Below are 19961 nucleotides of genomic sequence, written 5' to 3'. Positions count from 1 at the left end.
TTATGGGCGATGGTTTTAAACACCTACATCACTTTCAGAAAGTGACTACACCAACCTGTAAACATACGAAATGCCGAATGATTAAAACTTTAGAGCGTCGCACTCTTTTGTAAGAGCGCGCCCACTAAAATTTATTCATCACGAGCACTCCACATGAAACCTATTAATTACAACACGTATCGTTCCATAAAAGGCTACAACGGCCGAATTCGCTTTCTGACGTTTCACTACACCGCCGCCAATTTCTCCAGTTCTGTCAACACACTGACGGGGCCGAGTGTCAGCGCCCACTATTTGATTCCTGACATAACGGACCAGAGTTATCTGAATGCGGGTTTTACCGAGCAAGAAACCTTCAACCTTGTCGATGAGAACAATCGCTCATGGCACGCTGGCGTAAGTCTTTGGGGCAATCGCAGCAATTTGAACGACACAGCCATTGGTGTAGAAATCGTCAACCTTGCTTCTTTTAAAGACGGGGCATTCACTTTTCCGCCCTATCACCCAGAACAAGTGGCAGCGATTGAAGCACTAGCACTCAATATCCTGCAACGTTACCCGGATATCAGGCCAACCCACGTTCTAGGCCATTCTGATATTGCGCCAGGCCGCAAGAGCGACCCGGGACCGCAATTTCCCTGGCACGCACTTTATTTGAAAGGTGTCGGCGCCTGGTTCGATGACACCACTCAAAATATCTTCCAGGAACGCTATATCGAAAGCGGGATTCCGGCCCGAGACGAATTGCTCAAATTATTCAAGACATACGGGTACGACGTTAGCGGTGCTTCAACCGAACAAGGCTTCACCCAACTTGTCAGGGCATTTCAGTTACACTTTCGCCAGGAAAATTACGACGGAGTCATGGACGCGCAAACAGCAGCGAATCTGGCGGCGCTGGTGAGCAAGTATTTCCCCTGATTGCCCAAACCAGCCAGAACCAGGTTTGAACATCACAACCAGCAAGGCCATCGACGATGGCCTTGCTGACGTCATTAGAGTGAATACTTCTGCAAATTGCCCATCATTTCCTTCAACGCTTCGATGTTGTCCTTCGGATGCGCGGCGCCTTCGAAGTCGCAGATCTGCTGCCAGTGCGCCGCGACATCTTCCGGTGAAAACCCGACCCGCGGATCAAACCCGGCGCCCAGGCTGCGTTCCCAGCGCACCTTGCCCATCCAGCCGCCACCGACTTCAAACAGCCCCGAAGTTTCCTCGCAGTTTTCGCTGGCGAGGTACACCACCAGCGGGCTGACCAGTTCCGGTTTGAGTTGTTCGAACACTTGCGGCGGGATCAGGCCTTCGGTCATGCGGGTGCCGCCGGTTGGGGCGATGGCGTTGACCAGGATGTTGTTTTTGCGACCTTCGATGGCCAGGGTGCGGGTCAGGCCGTAGAGGCCGAGTTTGGCCATGCCGTAGTTGGACTGGCCGAAGTTGCCGTAAATCCCCGAGGTCGATGCCGTGAAGATCACGCGACCATAGTTTTGCTCGCGCATATGGGGCCAGGCGGCGCGGGTGACTTTGTAGGCGCCTTCGACGTGAACGCGATAGACCAGGTCCCAATCGGCATCGTCCATTTTGTGGAAGGTCTTGTCCCGCAGGATCCCGGCGTTGTTGACCACCACGTCGACACGGCCGAAAACGTCTAAGGCGTTCTGGACGATTTTGTCGCCGTCGGTGACGGAGTCATGGTTGGCCTCGGCGATGCCGCCGGCCTCACGGATTTGCGCCACAACACGGTCTGCTGCCGAAGCGTTTGCACCTTCGCCTTGCGCCGAGCCACCGAGATCGTTGACCAGCACCCTTGCGCCCTGTTTCGCGAACAACAGCGCATGAGCGCGGCCCAGGCCACCACCGGCCCCCGTGATGATCACGACTTTATCTTCGAAGCGCACAGACTCATTCATTAGGGGGACTCCAGCAGGCCAGGGGACAATGAGTCCGAGTGTCAGGCAAGGCGCTGCGGGTCACAATGAAAACGAGGGACGCTGAATGGTGCGCGATAAGGCGGGGGGATGATGAATTCGCGGACCGCGTCACGGCCCATCGCCGACAAGCCGGCGCCTACAGGACCACACAAAACTACTGTAGGAGCTGGCTTGCCAGCGATGGCAATCTGACGGGCACCACAAGTCTCAAGGACGTCTTCGCCGGCAAGATTGCGGCGGTGTCTACGAGCACGCCACTTTCAGCGGCGGTGCAATCAACCGGTCGCGAAACGCCAGATAGTGCTTGAGCACCTGCGCCGGCGCTTCGGTTTGCGGGTAATGGCCGATGTCGGGCAACAGGACCGTATCGGGGTTCGGGATCAGCTCCCGATAGCGTTCGACCATGTGCCTGCCGGAGATCGGATCGACCTCGCCATCGATCACCCGCAACGGCACGTCACCGCGCTGCATGGCACTCACCCAACGCTCGCGCTGAACTCGACGCTCGGGGATGTAGGCAATCAATTTGTGCATGATCCGTGGCCCGTGATTGCTGTCGACCAGGCTCCAGAAGTCATCCATCTCACTCTCGGTTGGACGCGAGTGCGGGCCGAAGATCTGACGGAAACTCTTCACCAGCGCCTCACGGGAAAACGCGCGACCGATCATCCAGCCCAACGGGCTGAGCAACAGTTTTTGCATCAGTACCGGACGATGGGTTTCAGGAAACAGGCCGCCATTGAGGAACACGCAACTGGCGAGATGAATGCGCGCCTCGTAATGCCGGGCCAACAGTTCCTGAGCCACGCTGTCACCATAATCGTGAGCGAGCACGTGCACCGGTTGCTCGACGTTCAAATGGGCCAGCAACGCCTGTTGCAGTTCGGCCTGCTCCAACAGGCTGTATTCATGATCCATCGGTTTGGCTGAATCGCCGAAGCCAAGCATGTCGCAAGCAATCAGCCGATAGCGCTGGGCCAACGGCTGCCACAGGTAATGCCAGTCCCAACTGGCGGTCGGGAAACCATGAATGAGCAACAGCGGCTCACCCTGCCCCGCCGTCCAGTAACGAATAGTCTGGCCACGAAAGACGAACGTCTGGCCGCGTTTGCGCCAGGCACTCAGAGGGATCTCGGCGAGAGGCATTAGAGTTTATATCCCGCGTCTTGTTTATCGAGTTTGCGCAACAGCGCTGGCCAGGCCAGTGCGCCGCCCATCCCTTGAGCACTTTTGGTGACGCCGGCGATCATCGCCTTGGCGCCTGCCAGAATCTGCGGTTCGATGGCAATCAGTTCAGCACCACCGCTCTGCGCCAACACCTGGATATCGCAGGCGCGCTGGAAGGTGAACATCATCAGGAACGTGTCAGCGATGGTGCCGCCGCAGGTCAGCAGCCCGTGGTTGTGCAGCATCAGGAAATTGTTTTCACCGAGGTCGGCTTGCAAACGTGCCTTCTCTTCGTGGTTCAGCGCAACGCCTTCATACGCGTGATACGCCAGGCTCGACAGGACAAACAGCGACTGTTGGCTGATCGGCAAAATGCCTTGTTTCTGCGCCGACACCGCGACGCCTGCCGCCGTGTGCGTGTGCAATACACAGACAACATCGTGCCGCACTTCGTGCACGGCGCTGTGGATGGTGTAACCCGCCGGGTTGATCTCGTAAGGACTGTCCATCAGCTTGTTGCCGGCCTGATCGACCTTGACCAGGCTCGACGCGGTAATCTCGTGGAACATCAACCCGAACGGGTTGATCAGGAAATCTTCAGTGCCGGGTACTTTGGCGGAAATGTGCGTGAAGATCAGATCATCCCAGCCATGCAGGGCGACCAGGCGATAACAGGCCGCCAGATCGACGCGGGTCTGCCACTCGGCGGCACTGACCTGGTCTTTGACACTGTGGGGCGATTGGACGGGGGCTACGCTCACGGCAAGGAACTCCTGTTCTTATAGTTTTGCTCACGTGTAGCAGTCTAGTCAGCCCCCCGGGTTCGTGTAGTTGCATTGGCAGCCAGCTTGATGGCCTAGCGAGTCAGTGGGCCAAGTAGCTTGGATCCATGTCAAAGTACCGCCGCCAGCAAAGGTGCAGCGCACAGATTCAGCAACCCCGTCAGCACCATGACCAGCCCCGCGACCGAGCCTTCCTCCCCTCCTATTTCATGCGCCCGGCTGACCCCGGCACCGTGAGCGCCGACGCCAAATAGTGCCCCCCGAGCCAAGGCGCTGCGCAACGGCAACCACTTGAGCAAAATGCCGCCAAGCATCGCGCCAAACACACCGGTGAACATCACGAACACCGCCGTCAGTTCCGGCACGCCACCCAGATCGTGAGCCAGGGGCATGGCAAACGGCGTGGTGATCGAACGCGGCACCAGCGACATCGTCACCGCGCTATCCAGTGCCAGCGCTTTCGCGAGGCCAAACGAGCTGCCGATGGACGCCGCACTCCCCGCCAGCATCCCCAACAACAACGCCGACCAATGCCGCATCAGCCTCTGTCGCTGCTGCCAGATCGGCACCGCGAAGGCGACGGTGACCGGCCCCAGCATCAGCATCAGCCAATGGGTGTTGCTGGCGTATTCGGCGTATGCGGTATGCAGTGGCACGGCGAGCGCCAACAGCAGGGCCGGAACCAAAATCAGCGGCGACAACAAGTAGCGGCCGGTGCGGCGATAGATCCAGCGGCTGAACAAATAGGCCAACAGCGTGAAGGCCAGCCAGAACACCGGCATCAGTTCAAGCTTCACGGGACCTCCTCCACCGCACCACCAGCTCTACGGTAGCCGCCGTGACCAGCATCACCATCAGCGTACTGACGCCGATCACCAGCAGAATCCGCCAACCATCGCTGCGCAACAGCGCGCCGTAATCGAGCAAGCTCATCAACGCCGGAATAAAGAACAACAGCATCTCGGCCATCAACAGGCCAGCGCCCATTTGCAACGCGGCCGGTTTGACCAGCCCCAGCGCAAACGCCAGCAGCAACAACAGCATGCCGATGACACCACCGGGAATCGGCCAGCCAAACCAGAGGGTCATTTCGCAGCCGAGCAAGTAAATGGCCAGCAACACGGCTAATTCGGTTGTCAGTCGAGCCAGGTATTTCAGGGTGGATGCGTGCATGTCTTCAGTCCTCACAGGCGTCCATTTTACGGAGCGGGCTGCTATCGCCGAAGCGAATTGTTAGACTCAAAGCCATTCCAAATTGGAATCAGGCAGATGGAATTCAAACAGCTACGCAGCTTCGTCGAAGTCATGCATCGAGGGGGCTTTACCCAGGCCGCCAAGTCCCTGCACATCAGCCAATCAGCCGTGAGCAAGCAAGTCGCTCAGTTGGAACAGAGCCTCGGCACACCGCTGCTCGAACGGCTGGGTTCACAGCTACGCTTGACCGCCGCTGGCAGCGTGGTTTTGCAGCGGGCCGAAGGCATGCTGCGACTGCGCTCCGAACTGCTCAGCGAGCTGGATGACCTGAGCCAACTGGCCCGTGGCGAATTGCGTCTGGGTTTGCCGCTGCTGGGCAGCGACGCACTGTTTGCCGGGCTGTTTGCCGAGTACCGGCGACGCTATCCCAACATCAGCATTCAGTTGATCGAAGGCGGCAGCCTGAACATCGAGCAAGCCGTGTTGAGCGGTGAACTGGAACTGGGTGGCAGCCTGCTGACAAAAGACCCGCAGTTCGCCTTTCAACCCTTTTGTGACGAACCCCTGGATGCCCTGCTACCGGTCGATCATCCGCTGGCGGCGAAAACGGTGATCGGGTTGGAGGAATTGGCCGACACACCCTTTCTGCTGTATCAACGCAGTTTCGTCCTCAACGACCGATTGCTGCAGGCCTGCCAGCAGTTGGGCTTTACGCCGAAGGAAGGCGGGCGCAGCGGTCAGGCGGACTTTCTTGCGGCGCTGGTGGCCGCTGGCCAAGGCGTGGTGTTATTGCCGCGAGTGGTGGCTCGCGGGCTGGTTCGGCCAGGCGTGGTGCGCCTGACCCTGAACGCGCCGAGCTCTCTGCGCTGGGACATTGCCTTCATCTGGCGTCAGGGCGCGTACCTGTCAAAAGCGGCGCAAGCCTGGCTCGCCTTGCTGCGCGAATGGCCGGTCAACCCCGCAGAGCAGTGACGAGTTCCGCCAGCCAGGGTTCGGCATCGGTTTCCGGGGTGACGCTTTCGCTAGCGTCCAGGCGTAACATCGGCTGCACTTCGCGGATGCCCAGTTCAGCGAACAGCTCGCGCATCAGTTCACCGCCGCCACAGAACGTATCGCCGTAGCTCGCATCGCCCAAACCGATCACGGCCCCCGGCAAACCACGCCAGGCGGCCGGCAATTGGTCGCGAACGGCGAAATACAACGGTTGTAGATTGTCCGGCAGTTCACCCATGCCCGTGGTCGACGTCACTGCCAGAAACGCTTCGGGGCCAAACGCCTGAACATCGGCAAGGCTTGCGCGCGGGTTGTAAAAGGTCTCGAAGCCCGCGGTTTTCAAAATATTCGCAGCGTGGCGAGCGACTTCTTCAGCCGTGCCGTACACCGAGCCCGAAAAAATGGCGACTTTCATCAATCTGATCCTGAAGCTGAGTAAAAAGATGAGGGATATTAACAGCCGCAGCAAAAAAGCTGCGATTGGCTCTCATTAAGCATTGAAGGCCGCTAGAGTTCTTTTAGAATGCTGCGCTCAATCAATCTGGAAAGGATTCTCCGATGATCAACGCACAACTGCTGCAAATGGTGATAAACGCGTCCAACGACGGCATCGTGATCGCCGAAAAAGAAGGTGAACAGGACAACATCCTGATTTACGTCAACCCGGCGTTCGAACGCATGACCGGATACACCAGCGAAGAAGCCCTCTACCAGGATTGCCGCTTTCTGCAATCAGGTGACCGCGATCAGGAAACCCTGCCCTTGATCCGCGATGCTTTGAGCCGTGGCGGCTCCTGTCGGGAAATCCTGCGCAACTACCGCAAGGACGGCACGCCTTTCTGGAACGAGCTGTCGCTTTCGACGGTGAAAAACCCGAGCGACGGTCAGACTTATTTTATCGGCGTGCAAAAAGACGTCACCGTACAGGTCAAGGCCCAGCAGCGGGTAGCTCAGCTTGAAGCACAAGTGGCGGAGCTCCAGGCCGAGCTCGCTGCGCTCAAACCGACGAACGGCGCAAACAAAACTACTAATTAATTGTCATTAACTACAATCACCGATGACTTTGTAACTTTTTCTTTCGAGCCAATCATGCAGCGCGACGCACTCCTGACCCAGGATGAGCTGGATTTTATCCAGACCATGCAACACAACCCGCAACTCAATGTGCGGGATGCGACGTCGAGTCTGCTTGTAAATGGTGGTTCGCAAATCCGTGACTTGCTCACGCGCCTTGCTGCTCATGAACAAGTCACGATCCAGGCCAACTTCGAAAATCAGCAAATGACCTTCCCGCTGCATCTGGTGGAAGACGAGTTTCATGCACTGCATTTACGTCTCGGCGTCCCCAGCATTTATGAAGACGGGCCGTCGGTCCGCCCATGGCGCCTGGTTCTCGAAGAACCGGTCGCCCTGGAAAATGCAGGTGGTCAACCCGGCACGATGTGGGTGCATGAAGTGTCGTTCAAAGGGGTTTTGCTGGAAGTTCGCAACAAGACCAAACCACCCAAGCATTTCGCGTTGTGGTTCAGCCCATCCGGCTACGAACGTATCGCGTTGCGCGGCACCTTCGAGAAAGAAACCGAGAACGGCTTCTATGCCTATCAGTTGAGTCAGAGCGACAAGGACGAAACAGAGCGCCTGCGCCAGTACATCCTTCAGCAGCATCGACTGACCCATCCGACCCTGCATCTGTGATTCAGGTATCCAGGCTACCGGCCAGGAACTGTTTCAGGCGCTGACGCATCAGCATTCCTTCGTTTCCCAGGCAGCCAATGGACGACCCGTCCAGGCTCTCCTGCACCAGTTCCGACGCATCACCGGCCAGCATCAACTGGCAATCCAGGCTCATCGCCAGACGATTCAATCGTCGTGGCAATTCGTTGGTCGGCGCGTGATTGGAAACCAGCACCAACGCCCGGGGCTTGATCCTTTCGCAGACCAGCGCCAGTTCATCGAAGGGCTGACCGATCGCCAGCAGTTGAATGGCCGAATCGACACTGCTCAAAAACAGCGCCGTGACCAACAGCTCGAGCTCACGACATTGATCGTTCAGGGGACATACAATCACGCGCCGGGGTTGCATGACGCGCACCAGCAGCAGCCGCTGTAACACCCGTGAACGCAAAAAAGCGTCCAGAAATAGCCACTCGCTGGCCTGACCGAACGCTTCATGACGTTGCAACAATTGCTTCCAGAGTGGCATCAGGATGGCCTGAAACACCACGGCCAGCGGGTAACTGGAAAAGATCTGTCCATAAACCTGCTCCAGCTGCACCTCATCGAATACACTCACCGCCGCTTTGACCTGTTCCTGCCACTGCGCGTAGTCGGCCTGCACCAGTTCATTGGGGATGATGTGCGACAGCGCCTGAAGCGGCGCGGTCTTGGCCAATATCTTGCTGACCTTGCTGACGGCGACGCCACGTTCGATCCAGCCAAGGATACTGCGGACCCGCTCGATATCGGTCATTGTGTACAGGCGATGCCCGCTTTCGGTGCGCATCGGCTGTATCAGACCATAACGGCGCTCCCACGCCCGCAAGGTGACCGGATTGACACCCGTCAACCGCGCCACTTCACGGATCGGAAACAGTTCATCCTGCTCAAGGGGGAGCACAGGCTGAAAACCAGTGGCATCGTCAATCATGACAGGCATAGGGTAGTCACCGTCCTTGTGTAAATTGGATCCCATTCTACCTCTCTTGCCCCATCACCATTCAACACATTGATGGGCGACGATTGTAGCGGCATAACCTGTAGAATCCGGAATAATCCTTGCTTGTTCCGAGACGCAGCCCATCACCCCGGCGCTGCGCCTGGCGAAACTCCTATCCGGAGTGACGCGATTTTCATACGGAGATACACGATGTCTACCTCACCCGTCACGCTGATGGTTGCGCGCCGCGTCGCCGATGGGCGTTATCAGGACCTGATGGCCTGGTTGCGCGAAGGCGAACAACTGGCCACCGATTTCCAGGGTTATCTCGGCTCGGGCGTGCTGGCCCCGCCGCCCGACGATGACGAATTCCAGATCATTTTCCGCTTCGCCAACGAGCAAACCATGCACGCGTGGGAGCATTCGGCTTCGCGTACCGCGTGGCTTGCACGCGGTAGCGACTTGTTTGCGCATAAGACGGAACATCGTGTGAGCGGCATCGAAGGCTGGTTCGGCGCGGCCGGCCAACGTCCACCGCGCTGGAAACAGGCCGTGGCGATCTGGCTGGCGTTCTTCCCGGTGTCGTTGCTGTTCAACTTTGTGCTCGGGCCGTTGCTCGGCGAAATGAGCCTGCTGCCTCGGGTATTCATCAGCACGCTGTGCCTGACACCGCTGATGGTCTACTTCTTTATTCCGCTGTCGACCCGGATTCTGGCCAACTGGCTGAACAGCACGCCAATACGTCCATTGTCCGCCGAACCCCAAAACCGCTGATACCCCTGCTCGCGATAGCGGTGTAACAGCCAACAACGATGTTGAATATTACGGCCCCATCGCGAGCAAGCTCGCTCCCACAATAGGTGAACGCGGCCGCTCGCTGGTATAGTTTTGCTCTTACCGCGACGCGAGCCGTTCATGACTTCTTCATCCGCCCCGATCCTCATCACCGGTGCCGGCCAGCGTGTCGGCCTGCATTGCGCGCAGCGATTGCTCGAAGACGGCCACGCGGTGATTTTCAGCTATCGCACTGAACGCCCCGGCGTGCAGGCATTGCGTGATCTGGGGGCGACGGCAATCTTCGCTGACTTCTCCAGCGAAGGCGGGATTCTCGCTTTCATCAGCGAACTGAAAACCCACGCCGACTGTCTGCGGGCCATCATCCACAACGCTTCCCAATGGCTGGCCGAAACGCCTGACACCGATGCCGCAGCGTTTACCGACATGTTCAACGTGCACATGCTGGCGCCCTACCTGATCAACCTGCACTGTGCGAACTTGTTGCAACGTTCGACCCCGGCGGACATCGTGCACATCAGCGATGACGTCACGCGCAAGGGCAGCAGCAAACACATCGGCTACTGTGCCAGCAAAGCCGGGCTCGACAGCCTGACCCTGTCCTTCGCAGCGAAGTACGCGCCAGACATCAAGGTCAACGGCATCGCCCCCGCCCTGCTACTGTTCAATCCTGACGACGATGCGGCGTACCGCGCCAAGGCTTTGGCCAAATCCGCATTGGGTATCGAACCCGGCAGCGAAGTGATCTACCAGAGTCTGCGTTATTTGCTCGACAACCCTTATGTCACCGGCACCACCTTGACCGTCAACGGCGGACGGCACCTCAAATAAGTTGCCCCGTGAGGATATTTCATGACGTTATCCCGGCCCCAGAATGCCCTGTCCCAGAACTACCGCGAGATCCTCATCGGCCTTGGTGAAAACCCCGACCGCGAAGGCCTGCTCGATACGCCGGCGCGTGCGGCCAAAGCCATGCAGTACCTGTGTCATGGTTACGAGCAAAGTGTCGAAGAGATCGTCAACGGCGCGTTGTTCGCCTCCGACAATGATGAAATGATCATTGTCGACAACATCGAGCTGTACTCACTCTGTGAACATCACTTGCTGCCCTTCATTGGCAAGGCGCATGTGGCTTATATTCCAACGGGTAAAGTGCTGGGCCTGTCGAAGATTGCGCGGTTGGTGGACATGTTCGCCCGGCGCCTGCAAATCCAGGAAAACCTCACCCGGCAAATCGCCGACGCAGTGCAGCAAGTGACCGACGCCGCCGGTGTCGCGGTGGTCATCGAAGCCAGGCACATGTGCATGATGATGCGCGGCGTCGAGAAACAGAATTCGACCATGAACACCTCGGTGATGCTCGGCGCCTTCCGCGAGTCGAGCAACACCCGCCAGGAGTTTCTGCAATTGATTGGACGGAGCAAGTAGCAATGCCACAACTTCAACCAGGAATGGCACGTATCCGGGTCAAGGACCTGTGCCTGCGGACGTTCATCGGGATCAACGAGGATGAAATCCTTAACAAGCAGGACGTGCTGATCAACCTGACGATCCTGTATGCAGCCCAGGAAGCGGTGCGTGACAACGACATCGATCACGCACTGAATTACCGGACCATCACCAAAGCGATCATCGCTCACGTGGAAGGCAATCGCTTTGCCCTGCTCGAACGCCTGACCCAGGAAATTCTCGATCTGGTCATGGCGAATCCGTCGGTGTTGTACGCCGAGGTCGAAGTCGACAAGCCCCACGCGCTGCGTTTCGCCGAGTCGGTGTCGATCACCCTGGCCGCAAGCCGCTGACCGCGTCTGGCGTATCGTGCGCCAGACTTTTATCATCCGCGCCACGATTCGATTGCACAGAGCCCGCCATGAACGATCAACAACGCCTCGAACTTGAAGCCGCCGCCTTCCGCCGGCTGGTCGCGCATCTGGACAGCCGCAAGGATGTGCAGAACATCGACCTGATGAACCTCTCGGGTTTCTGCCGCAACTGCCTGTCCAAGTGGTACAAGGCCGCGGCTGACGAACGCCAGATCGAGGTCAGCCTCGACGACGCCCGCGAAGTCGTCTACGGGATGCCGTACGCCGAGTGGAAAGCCCAATACCAGCAAGAAGCCAGCGCCGAGCAACAAGCGGCGTTCGCCAAAGGAAAACCCAATGAGTGATTTGAACACCCTGCGCGCCAGCCTCAAGAGCGGCGAACACGCCTTTGCCGACACCCTGGCCTTCATCGCCGCCGGCTATGACTACCAGCCACAGGCGTTCAACAACGGCGGCGTGGAAAATGCGGCCGGGCAGAACGAAGGTTCGTGCAAAACCCTGGGTCTGGCGCTGCTGGAAGGGTTGAGTGATGAAGAGGCGCTGCTGGCGTTTGGCGAGCATTACCGCGCCGTCGTGGCCACACCCGCTGGCAGCGATCACGGCAACATCCGTGCGTTGATTACTCACGGTTTGGCCGGCGTGAAATTCACTCAACAACCACTGACCCGCCGCTGATTTCTGAATGACACCAACCCTGTAGGAGCCGGCTTGCCGGCGATGGGTCCCTCGACTCGTGCATCGCCTTCGAAGACGCCATCGCCGGCAAGCCGGCTCCTACAAGGGGTCTGCGTTGTTTCGAAGTATTTTGCACAACGCTCAGAGCACATCCCGACTTTTAAGATTGACCCGGCAACTTTATTTCGTTTGCCGGGCAGCACTGCTCGCGGCTTAGATAAAAAGAAGCATCCCTTCTTCAGAGTCGGTCATCCATGAGCAGCGAATCCATCAGCCAGTCGATCAACATCGTGCACCCCGTCACTCTCAGCCATGGCAAAAATGCCGAGGTCTGGGACACCGAGGGCAAACGCTACATCGACTTTGTCGGCGGCATCGGCGTGCTGAACCTCGGCCATTGCCACCCGCGCATCGTCGAGGCCATTCGCGAACAGGCCACCCGGCTGACGCACTACGCGTTCAACGCCGCCCCACACGTGCCCTACCTCGAACTCATGGAGCGTCTGGCCGCGTTCATTCCGGTGGATTACCCGGTCAGCGGCATGCTCACCAACAGCGGCGCGGAAGCGGCGGAGAACGCCCTGAAGATCGTCCGTGGCGCGACCGGCCGCACGGCTGTCATCGCTTTCGACGGCGCCTTCCACGGTCGCACCCTCGCCACCCTCAACCTCAATGGCAAAGTCGCGCCTTACAAACAGAAGGTCGGCGTGCTGCCCGGCCCGGTGTTCCACTTGCCGTACCCGAGCAAAGACAACGGCGTGACCTGCGCCGAAGCGTTGAAGGCGATGGATCGGCTGTTCAGCGTCGAGATCGATGTCGACGACGTGGCGTGTTTTATCGTCGAGCCGGTGCAGGGCGAAGCGGGCTTCCTGGCGATGGACGTGGCGTTCGCTCAGGCCTTGCGCAAGTTCTGTGATGAAAAGAACATCCTGCTGATCGCCGATGAAATCCAGTCCGGTTTCGGCCGCACCGGCCAGCGGTTTGCGTTCTCGCGACTGGGTATCGAACCCGACCTGATCCTGCTGGCCAAAAGCATCGCCGGCGGTGTACCGCTGGGCGCGGTGGTGGGACGCAAGTCACTGCTCGACACCTTGCCCAAGGGCGGGCTGGGCGGCACTTACTCGGGCAATCCGATCGCTTGCGCCGCGGCGTTGGCGACGCTGGATGAATTGACCGACGCCAACCTGCACGCGTGGGGCGCGCAACAGGAAGAAGCGATTGTCAGTCGCTACGACGCCTGGCGCGCGAACAAGGTTTCCCTTTCTCGGACGCCTGACCGGCGTTGGTGCAATGCGCGGCATCGAACTGGCCCATGCCGACGGCACACCGGCTCCGGCGCAGTTGACGCAATTGCTGGCCCTGGCGCGCGAGTCGGGTTTGCTGCTGATGCCCAGCGGCAAGTCGCGCCACATCATTCGGCTGCTGGCGCCGTTGACCACCGAGGCCACCATACTGGAGGAAGGTCTGGACATCCTCGAGGCATGCCTGAAGAAACTAGTCTGAATTTAATGCCCATGCAGTCCCTGTGGGAGCTACCAGACTAGCTCCCACAAGGGGGGTGAACGCACTTTCCGTGGGCAAAAAAAAACCGGCCGAAGCCGGTTTTTTCATTTCAACGGTCTCAGAACTTGGCGTTCTGCAGATCGTCGAGGTAACGCTCGGCATCCAGTGCCGCCATGCAGCCAGCGCCGGCCGAGGTGATCGCCTGGCGGTAAACGTGGTCAGCCACGTCGCCGGCCGCGAAGATGCCTTCGATGTTAGTCGCGGTAGCGTTGCCTTCACGGCCGCCCTGCACCACCAGATAGCCGTCTTTCAACGTCAGTTGGCCTTCGAACAACGAGGTGTTCGGGGTGTGGCCGATGGCAATGAACACGCCGTCGACTTTCAGCTCGTCGAAGCTGCCGTCGTTGTTCTTCAGGCGAGCACCGGTCACGCCCATGTTGTCGCCCAGGACTTCGTCCAGGTTCGAGTTCAGCTTCAGGATAATCTTGCCTTCGGCAACGCGAGCATTGAGCTTGTCGATCAGGATCTTCTCGGCGCGGAAAGTTTCGCGACGGTGGATCAGGGTCACCGTGCTGGCGATGTTGGCCAGGTACAGCGCCTCTTCGACAGCGGTGTTACCGCCACCGACCACGGCCACAGGCTTGTTGCGGTAGAAGAAACCGTCGCAGGTCGCACAGGCCGAAACGCCTTTGCCCATGAACGCTTCTTCTGATGGCAGGCCCAGGTAGCGAGCGCTGGCGCCGGTAGCGATGATCAGGGCGTCGCAGGTGTAAGTCGCACTGTCGCCGGTCAGGGTGTACGGCTTGGCAGCGAAGTCCACGGCATTGATGTGATCGAAAACGATCTCGGTTTCAAAGCGCTCGGCGTGCTCACGCATCCGTTCCATCAACGCCGGGCCGGTCAGGCCGTGGACATCGCCCGGCCAGTTGTCGACTTCAGTGGTGGTGGTCAGTTGACCGCCGGCCTGCATGCCGGTAATCAGCAAAGGTTTGAGGTTGGCACGGGCGGCATAGACCGCGGCGCTGTAACCGGCAGGGCCGGAACCGAGAATAATCACTCGCGAATGACGGACTTCAGACATGACATGCTCCTGTTGACCGGCCCGGAACACCTGGCGCGGAACGCCGGGTTGCCGGCGGGAATAAAAAAGGACCGTTGAAAGCACTTGGGGAAGGCTTGAGCTCGACAGTCCTGTAAAAAGAATGGGTGCAGCGTATCGAGGGGGCGAAGATTAAGGAAATACGGATTAACAATCCAGCTCATAGGTGGCCTCTATCCGGTCACGCTGAATATAAAGACCCCTTTGTTACAGTTAATGTCGATCCCGCCGTCGCGCTTTCGTCCGCAAGGCAAAGCCGGTAAGGTCGGCGCGTTTCCCCTCTGCTCGGAGCACGATATGCCCGCCCCTGTTCTGTCCGGCCCGCAATACCTGCGCGAAGGCCTCAAGCTGGTCCTCAGCCCCAGCCTGCGTTTGTTCGTGTTGCTGCCGCTGGCGATCAATCTGGTGCTGTTCGTCGGATTGATCTATCTGGCCGGCCATCAATTCAGCCTGTGGGTCGACACGCTGATGCCGTCCCTGCCCGACTGGCTGAGTTTTCTCAGTTACGTGCTCTGGCCGATTTTCGTGGTGCTGGTGGTGTTGATGGTGTTTTTCACCTTCACCATGCTGGCCAACGTCATCGCCGCACCGTTCAACGGCTTCCTCGCGGAGAAGGTCGAAGTGGTGGTGCGCGGCACCGATGACTTTCCGGCCTTCAGCTGGGGCGAACTGATCGCCATGATCCCGCGCACCCTCGCTCGGGAAATGCGCAAACTGGGCTACTTCCTGCCGCGGGCGATCGGGTTGTTCATCCTCTCGTTCATCCCGGTGGTGAACATCATCGCTGCACCGCTGTGGCTGCTGTTCGGGGTGTGGATGATGGCGATCCAATACATCGACTACCCGGCGGACAACCACAAGCTGGGCTGGAACGAGATGCTCGCCTGGCTGCGCGAGAAGCGCTGGCAGAGCATGAGTTTTGGCGGCAGTGTTTACCTGGTGCTGCTGATTCCGGTGGTCAACATCCTGATGATGCCGGCGGCGGTGGCGGGTGCGACGTTGTTCTGGGTGCGCGAGCGTGGAGTAGAAAACCTCACTGCCAAACCTCGTTAGGGACTTGCTTTTCGTTGTTATCCACGCGCGGCAATAACTGTGCCCAGAATAATAAGGCCAACGCCCATTGATTTCTGGAGTGTCATTGGCTCACTTAGAATCCAACCACTTAAAAGCAAAACGACAACGAAGTTCAAGCTCATAAATGGATAGGCGTGACTAAGATCAAACTTGGTCATCGCCGCCATCCAGGCTAACGATGCTAAAAATCCCGCTGCGAACCCTGAAACAATCGCTGGATCCAAAAACAGCAAAAAAAGAAATTTAATTTTTTGAGGCGTGTCAGAGGGGAATGCACCGTAGTGAGAGATTCGCCATTTAAGAATAATTTGCCCATAGACGGTCAGCAGGATGGTTGCAAATATATACATATAATCGAATATACGAGCCATCAGCCTCTCTCCAGTACAGCCAGGCCAAAGCCGGTTTTACCATAGCTATTACCGTTATAAAGCATGTACCGACTTCCCTTATGATCAAACACAAACGGGTATTCGATCATCTCGCTATCCCAGCCTTCTGATGAAACATCGATAGCGGCATCCTCCAGCGCCAATCGCCATTGCTTGCCTTCGTCAGTGGTTGCGTAGCCGATACGATAGGTTTCCCCGGCTCCGCTGCGATAGGAGAACCACATCTCCAATCCACCCAGATGGTTTTTTGCGACGGTTGGGCGCGAAAACGCTTGAGCGACTCCAAGTTCGAAGGGGATTGCCAAGCCGTTACGCTTCCAGTTTTGGCCATCAAGGGAATGCGCCGAGTTGATCACATGAATCATTTACCCGTTACCCGAATCCCAAGTACGGGTCGATCCATACCACATGTCATATCCGCCGTTTCCGTCTTCACGCACCCACGGGTAAGAAAGGCTTACAGGATCGTCTTTATCAGCGCTCATGAACGGATTTTTGCTATCAAGCGTCAGCATAGTATCCGCATTGACAACTAACCTGCCGACATCCCCCCTCCAATGCTGATCAATTGGCGCCTGCCACCCCATGAAAAGCATGTATTGCACGCCACCCACCGTGTAGCAGTTACCAATGCTTATACCATCAGCGTAAAAACTGCCTTTCGGTCCATGCTCCATGAAAGGTGAAGGGTGTTCTTTGATGACTTTTCGTTTTTCAATATCGATATCCACAGCCCCAACGGAGGAGCGGTTATCAGAATCCCGACCACTGAAAAATATCCGAAAGACATCATCGTGCAGATGTACCGGTAACGGGTTGGCGGCATGAGATAATAACTTGGGATGACGCGCATCACCCTCGACAAAAAATAATTGCCCGAGCTTTTTCCATGTCGACTTCATAGTTTTCTCAGCTTGCTGCTCGGAACTTTAGAGCGCTCAGTCGCCGTGCCGATAAATACACCCTCCTGTTCAGCGTTTGCTAACAGCAGTGCACCCGCACCAACGACGCACTTGTCCTCGACCGTTATATGATCACGAAGAGTCGCATTAACCCCGATAAAACACTGCTCGCCGATATGCACACCACCAGAAACCACTACTTGGGATGCGATAAACGTATGATCCTGTATCGTAGAGTGGTGACCAATATGGTTACCGCTCCACAAAGTAATATTATTGCCAATATTAACGAATGGCTGAATGGTATTATCTTCAAGAATAAAACAATTGTCGCCAATCCGGCCTTCATTGAGCACCGTGGCATGACTGCTTATGTAACTAGCAAGCGTGTAGCCGAGTGCCTTGGCTGCAAGATATTTTTCTTTGCGCACTGCATTGAGCTTCGAGTAGCTCAGGGCAATAAACAGCTCGTGACTGTGCGTTGGATAGTGCTCGGCTACGTCTTCGAATGCAACTACTGGTAGACCACAGAAAGTAGGCGCCTCGATATAACTACCGTCCACAGTGAAAGCAACAACCTCATAAGTGGAGTCTGTACTAAAGTAAAAGTGGGCCAACTGCGCAATATCGCCAGAGCCGAAAATCACTAATTTTTTTCTCATCACATTTTCCTTACAAGAATAGTGAATTCGTACAACCCATAATCGTGCAGAAGGGCTACATGACGAGAGTAACGCCGTTTGCATAAATCAAATAACAGGCAAGGATCGGCGTAGTACAGATCATCTCGCTTCTTATCTTCGTCAGAGTAGGAGGTGAGGCAATTAAAAGAGAACCCCAGACGACTTGTTCGATCCAGAACATCCAGTGTTTTTTCAAGATAGCTCAGCCACTCGTCGTCTGAACGACCCAGGCGAACATTAAAAATACCACTTGCGACGCCATAGTCAGCGACAGAGTCGGGCTCGGACCCGGCAATGAATCGAATACCGGACAGTTTTGCGTAACGCTGTTCGGCGGCCTGAATCATCTCTTTTGAAACATCTATACCAAGATATGAAAATTTCTGAGGCTTGTTATTTAAGTAGTCAACCAGCGCACCGTAGCCACATCCCAGATCATTGACAGTACAGTCCTGCGGCCCATCGATTACTTTGCAGAGTTGCTCGAAACGCAGCGCCTGGCCCTGTTCACCATTCCAGTCCACCCCATTCGGTGTCTCGCCATGCAGTGCAAGCTTGCTCGAGTAGTAGCTCGCTACTTCATCAAGGAGCTCAGTTTTGTCGCTGTGCATAAATCTGCCTCACGATAGTGTAGGGGCGCTGTTTTGACTCGGAAAATATCTTGGAAAGATAGATCCCCACGACACCGATAAACGAAATTATCATACCGCCAAGTAGCCAGATAGAGGCCATGACCGACGTCCAGCCGTTCATTGGCTTTGCGAGAAACATCCAGTTGGCTGTCAAATAAACAATATAAAGTAGTGCAAAAAACGAAATAGACACACCTATATAAAAAATACCAATCAATGGCGCATTGCTGAACGATGTTACCGAATTCACCAATATAGACATCTTTCTTCTGAGTGTATAAGTCGTCTGACTGGTATTGCTCTTTTTGACCGTCTGCGGCTGCTGTTCAAACCCGGTAATATGCCAAAGACCGGCAATAAATATCTCTCGTTCCTTATGGCGTAGTAAAGCGTCCACGTAGCGACGAGTCATTAATCTTGCAGTGACAATATTCTCTGGCAGGGCGAGTCCAGTCAGGGCTTGAAAGAAACGATAGAACCACCGGCCGCTCCATCGCTCAAACCAGCCGCCTTTGCGCTGCTCCTGCACTCCGTAAACAACATCACAGGCGGTCTGATTGATTTGCTGGTCAAAGTTGAGCAAGCACTCCGGCTCTTCTTCCAGATCGCTGTCAATCAGGAATATTTTTTCTCCTTTTGCGTGGGAGAGCCCCGTCATCATGGCCTTATGATGGCCGAAATTACGGGAGAGATCGATAAGTACGACATGATGGTCTCGCTCAGTGAGCGAGATGGCGATATCAAGACTGTTATCGGGAGATCCATCATACACCAGCAGGATCTCATAATCATCCCCTGCAAGCGTCATCGCGACAGCACTCACGCGCGAATGAAACTCCTCTATGTAAGAGGCTGACTGATAAAGAGTGGCTACGATTGAGAGTTTCATGGAGCAACGTGCCTCATCTGGCGATAAACGTCTTTTCCACAATTAAAAAGCAGATCAAGGACCGTGACACCATGGGCAAATTCGCCCCATAACTGCGAATACTCCGGATAACCTGAGTAGTCGAACCAGGTTAACTTTATATTCATCGCTTCAAAGATAGCTTCATCAACGTAGTCCTTGGCAGAAGGTCCAGAGATGTACTCGCTCCCTCCCGCCTGTGCACAAAGATCGGCAAGGCGTTCCGTTTTACCGTCGATCAACTCATAATCCGATGAACGACTAATAATCGTCTTGATTTCCAGGAAATCGCAAATAGCTTGAATAAATCGCTGATTAAGCTCTGAAATATGGGTGTAACGCTCATTCAGATAAAGCGGTTCAAGCCATTGTGCTATTTCATTGAAGTGCGGAGCGCGACTGTAATTTTGAACCAGAGACTTCCAATGTGACGCGGCCCACTCAACACCATCTATCTCAGTTTCCCTGATTTTCTGATGATACTTTCCTTTCACTAAAACTGGCACTGTCAACCATTGCACACCTTGCGGTGTTTTAATCTGATTACGATTTCGCCAATCACGCCGAGTATATTGCATGTCATCATAGAGGATAAACTCATCCACTGATGCGATCATGTCAAAATACCCTTTCCAAGGGATGTAGTTAGATTGAAGTATCGCGACTTTTTTCAACGTACTGTTCCCTGGCCACAGTGGATCTTCATTGAGAGATGTAGTTGTGAATTAGGGCGAACACATATCGCACAGCAATATC

General features: G+C 56.2%; 26 protein-coding genes and 1 pseudogene. 12 read left to right on the top strand and 15 right to left on the bottom strand.

Annotated features, from left to right (window positions below; all coding sequences use genetic code 11):
* The first annotated feature begins 153 nt into the window (after nucleotides 1-153).
* Complete coding sequence (locus tag ACI77H_RS25555) at nucleotides 154-921, top strand: N-acetylmuramoyl-L-alanine amidase (RefSeq protein ID WP_407014389.1); 768 nt, start codon at nucleotides 154-156, stop codon at nucleotides 919-921.
* Between the two features lie 74 nt (nucleotides 922-995).
* Here ACI77H_RS25555 and ACI77H_RS25550 read toward each other — a convergent pair whose 3' ends face one another.
* The 5 genes from ACI77H_RS25550 to ACI77H_RS25530 all read right to left on the bottom strand — a co-directional run bounded on the left by ACI77H_RS25550 (nucleotide 996) and on the right by ACI77H_RS25530 (nucleotide 5050).
* Nucleotides 996-1907: an SDR family oxidoreductase gene (locus ACI77H_RS25550; RefSeq protein ID WP_407014388.1), complete on the bottom strand. Its 912-nt coding sequence runs from the start codon at nucleotides 1905-1907 to the stop codon at nucleotides 996-998.
* Between the two features lie 264 nt (nucleotides 1908-2171).
* Nucleotides 2172-3074 (bottom strand): alpha/beta fold hydrolase, encoded by a 903-nt coding sequence (locus ACI77H_RS25545; RefSeq protein WP_407014387.1) that lies wholly within the window; start codon nucleotides 3072-3074, stop codon nucleotides 2172-2174.
* Complete coding sequence (locus ACI77H_RS25540; protein WP_407014386.1) at nucleotides 3074-3856, bottom strand: class II aldolase/adducin family protein; 783 nt, start codon at nucleotides 3854-3856, stop codon at nucleotides 3074-3076. The genes ACI77H_RS25545 and ACI77H_RS25540 overlap by 1 nt, the downstream gene beginning before the upstream one ends.
* Nucleotides 3857-3987: 131 nt before the next feature.
* A complete protein-coding gene (locus tag ACI77H_RS25535) occupies nucleotides 3988-4674 on the bottom strand; it encodes an LrgB family protein (protein ID WP_407014385.1) in 687 nt (228 codons plus the stop codon).
* On the bottom strand, nucleotides 4664-5050 hold the full coding sequence (locus tag ACI77H_RS25530) for a CidA/LrgA family protein (RefSeq protein WP_407014384.1): 387 nt from the start codon (nucleotides 5048-5050) through the stop codon (nucleotides 4664-4666). The genes ACI77H_RS25535 and ACI77H_RS25530 overlap by 11 nt, the downstream gene beginning before the upstream one ends.
* A 96-nt stretch (nucleotides 5051-5146) precedes the next feature.
* On the opposite strand from ACI77H_RS25530, the gene ACI77H_RS25525 reads away from it, so the two are divergent.
* On the top strand, nucleotides 5147-6043 hold the full coding sequence (locus tag ACI77H_RS25525) for a LysR family transcriptional regulator (RefSeq protein ID WP_407014383.1): 897 nt from the start codon (nucleotides 5147-5149) through the stop codon (nucleotides 6041-6043).
* Here the strand turns inward: ACI77H_RS25525 and ACI77H_RS25520 are convergent.
* Nucleotides 6024-6479, bottom strand: coding sequence for a flavodoxin (locus tag ACI77H_RS25520; RefSeq protein ID WP_407014382.1), 456 nt, complete (start codon nucleotides 6477-6479; stop codon nucleotides 6024-6026). The two genes, ACI77H_RS25525 and ACI77H_RS25520, sit on opposite strands and share 20 nt — an antisense overlap.
* 143 nt (nucleotides 6480-6622) lie before the next feature.
* Here ACI77H_RS25520 and ACI77H_RS25515 point away from each other — a divergent pair, with 143 nt between their 5' ends.
* Nucleotides 6623-7099: a PAS domain-containing protein gene (locus tag ACI77H_RS25515; protein WP_407014381.1), complete on the top strand. Its 477-nt coding sequence runs from the start codon at nucleotides 6623-6625 to the stop codon at nucleotides 7097-7099.
* Between the two features lie 54 nt (nucleotides 7100-7153).
* Nucleotides 7154-7759: a hypothetical protein gene (locus ACI77H_RS25510; protein ID WP_407014380.1), complete on the top strand. Its 606-nt coding sequence runs from the start codon at nucleotides 7154-7156 to the stop codon at nucleotides 7757-7759.
* A 1-nt stretch (nucleotide 7760) separates the two neighbouring features.
* Here ACI77H_RS25510 and ACI77H_RS25505 read toward each other — a convergent pair whose 3' ends face one another.
* Nucleotides 7761-8720, bottom strand: coding sequence for a MerR family transcriptional regulator (locus tag ACI77H_RS25505; RefSeq protein WP_407014379.1), 960 nt, complete (start codon nucleotides 8718-8720; stop codon nucleotides 7761-7763).
* Between the two features lie 210 nt (nucleotides 8721-8930).
* Here ACI77H_RS25505 and ACI77H_RS25500 point away from each other — a divergent pair, with 210 nt between their 5' ends.
* From ACI77H_RS25500 to ACI77H_RS25470, 7 genes and pseudogenes are all read left to right on the top strand, one after another.
* Complete coding sequence (locus ACI77H_RS25500) at nucleotides 8931-9494, top strand: antibiotic biosynthesis monooxygenase (protein WP_407014378.1); 564 nt, start codon at nucleotides 8931-8933, stop codon at nucleotides 9492-9494.
* A gap of 141 nt (nucleotides 9495-9635) precedes the next feature.
* Entirely contained in the window at nucleotides 9636-10346 is a 711-nt protein-coding gene (folM, locus tag ACI77H_RS25495; protein ID WP_407014377.1) for a dihydromonapterin reductase, read from the top strand.
* Between the two features lie 21 nt (nucleotides 10347-10367).
* A complete protein-coding gene (gene folE, locus ACI77H_RS25490) occupies nucleotides 10368-10943 on the top strand; it encodes a GTP cyclohydrolase I FolE (protein WP_407014376.1) in 576 nt (191 codons plus the stop codon).
* A gap of 2 nt (nucleotides 10944-10945) precedes the next feature.
* Entirely contained in the window at nucleotides 10946-11317 is a 372-nt protein-coding gene (folX, locus tag ACI77H_RS25485) for a dihydroneopterin triphosphate 2'-epimerase (protein ID WP_407014375.1), read from the top strand.
* A gap of 68 nt (nucleotides 11318-11385) precedes the next feature.
* Nucleotides 11386-11682: a DUF1244 domain-containing protein gene (locus ACI77H_RS25480; RefSeq protein WP_017336573.1), complete on the top strand. Its 297-nt coding sequence runs from the start codon at nucleotides 11386-11388 to the stop codon at nucleotides 11680-11682.
* Nucleotides 11675-12013 (top strand): HopJ type III effector protein, encoded by a 339-nt coding sequence (locus ACI77H_RS25475; RefSeq protein ID WP_407014374.1) that lies wholly within the window; start codon nucleotides 11675-11677, stop codon nucleotides 12011-12013. The genes ACI77H_RS25480 and ACI77H_RS25475 overlap by 8 nt, the downstream gene beginning before the upstream one ends.
* Nucleotides 12014-12267: 254 nt before the next feature.
* Nucleotides 12268-13516: pseudogene (locus tag ACI77H_RS25470) on the top strand (aspartate aminotransferase family protein).
* 118 nt (nucleotides 13517-13634) lie between these two features.
* On the opposite strand, the gene trxB reads toward ACI77H_RS25470, so the two are convergent.
* Nucleotides 13635-14597 carry a thioredoxin-disulfide reductase gene (gene trxB / locus ACI77H_RS25465; protein ID WP_150639274.1) on the bottom strand — a complete coding sequence of 321 codons (963 nt, stop codon included), beginning with the start codon at nucleotides 14595-14597 and terminating at the stop codon, nucleotides 13635-13637.
* A gap of 315 nt (nucleotides 14598-14912) precedes the next feature.
* Here trxB and cysZ point away from each other — a divergent pair, with 315 nt between their 5' ends.
* The gene (gene cysZ, locus ACI77H_RS25460; RefSeq protein ID WP_407014373.1) at nucleotides 14913-15668 is read left to right on the top strand and encodes a sulfate transporter CysZ; all 756 of its coding nucleotides are present in this window, start codon (nucleotides 14913-14915) and stop codon (nucleotides 15666-15668) included.
* Between the two features lie 17 nt (nucleotides 15669-15685).
* Here the strand turns inward: cysZ and ACI77H_RS25455 are convergent, their stop codons facing one another.
* From ACI77H_RS25455 to ACI77H_RS25425, 7 genes are read right to left on the bottom strand one after another with little or no spacing between them, the layout of a single operon-like run.
* On the bottom strand, nucleotides 15686-16060 hold the full coding sequence (locus ACI77H_RS25455) for an EamA family transporter (protein WP_407014372.1): 375 nt from the start codon (nucleotides 16058-16060) through the stop codon (nucleotides 15686-15688).
* Nucleotides 16060-16446, bottom strand: coding sequence for a hypothetical protein (locus ACI77H_RS25450; RefSeq protein ID WP_407014371.1), 387 nt, complete (start codon nucleotides 16444-16446; stop codon nucleotides 16060-16062). The genes ACI77H_RS25455 and ACI77H_RS25450 overlap by 1 nt, the downstream gene beginning before the upstream one ends.
* Nucleotides 16447-16983: a hypothetical protein gene (locus ACI77H_RS25445; RefSeq protein WP_407014370.1), complete on the bottom strand. Its 537-nt coding sequence runs from the start codon at nucleotides 16981-16983 to the stop codon at nucleotides 16447-16449.
* Nucleotides 16980-17645 (bottom strand): acetyltransferase, encoded by a 666-nt coding sequence (locus ACI77H_RS25440; RefSeq protein ID WP_407014369.1) that lies wholly within the window; start codon nucleotides 17643-17645, stop codon nucleotides 16980-16982. Before ACI77H_RS25440 ends, ACI77H_RS25445 begins: the two co-directional genes overlap by 4 nt.
* Nucleotides 17645-18277 (bottom strand): class I SAM-dependent methyltransferase, encoded by a 633-nt coding sequence (locus tag ACI77H_RS25435; RefSeq protein ID WP_407014368.1) that lies wholly within the window; start codon nucleotides 18275-18277, stop codon nucleotides 17645-17647. The genes ACI77H_RS25440 and ACI77H_RS25435 overlap by 1 nt, the downstream gene beginning before the upstream one ends.
* Nucleotides 18258-19187: a glycosyltransferase family 2 protein gene (locus ACI77H_RS25430; RefSeq protein ID WP_407014367.1), complete on the bottom strand. Its 930-nt coding sequence runs from the start codon at nucleotides 19185-19187 to the stop codon at nucleotides 18258-18260. Before ACI77H_RS25430 ends, ACI77H_RS25435 begins: the two co-directional genes overlap by 20 nt.
* Nucleotides 19184-19879 (bottom strand): WbqC family protein, encoded by a 696-nt coding sequence (locus tag ACI77H_RS25425; RefSeq protein WP_407014366.1) that lies wholly within the window; start codon nucleotides 19877-19879, stop codon nucleotides 19184-19186. The genes ACI77H_RS25430 and ACI77H_RS25425 overlap by 4 nt, the downstream gene beginning before the upstream one ends.
* Between the last annotated feature and the right edge of the window lie 82 nt (nucleotides 19880-19961).

Source organism: Pseudomonas sp. O230, from assembly GCF_045447035.1.
Lineage (GTDB): Bacteria > Pseudomonadota > Gammaproteobacteria > Pseudomonadales > Pseudomonadaceae > Aquipseudomonas.
Note: the sequence above shows the minus strand (reverse complement) of the source record. Positions and strands in the feature narration are given on the sequence as shown.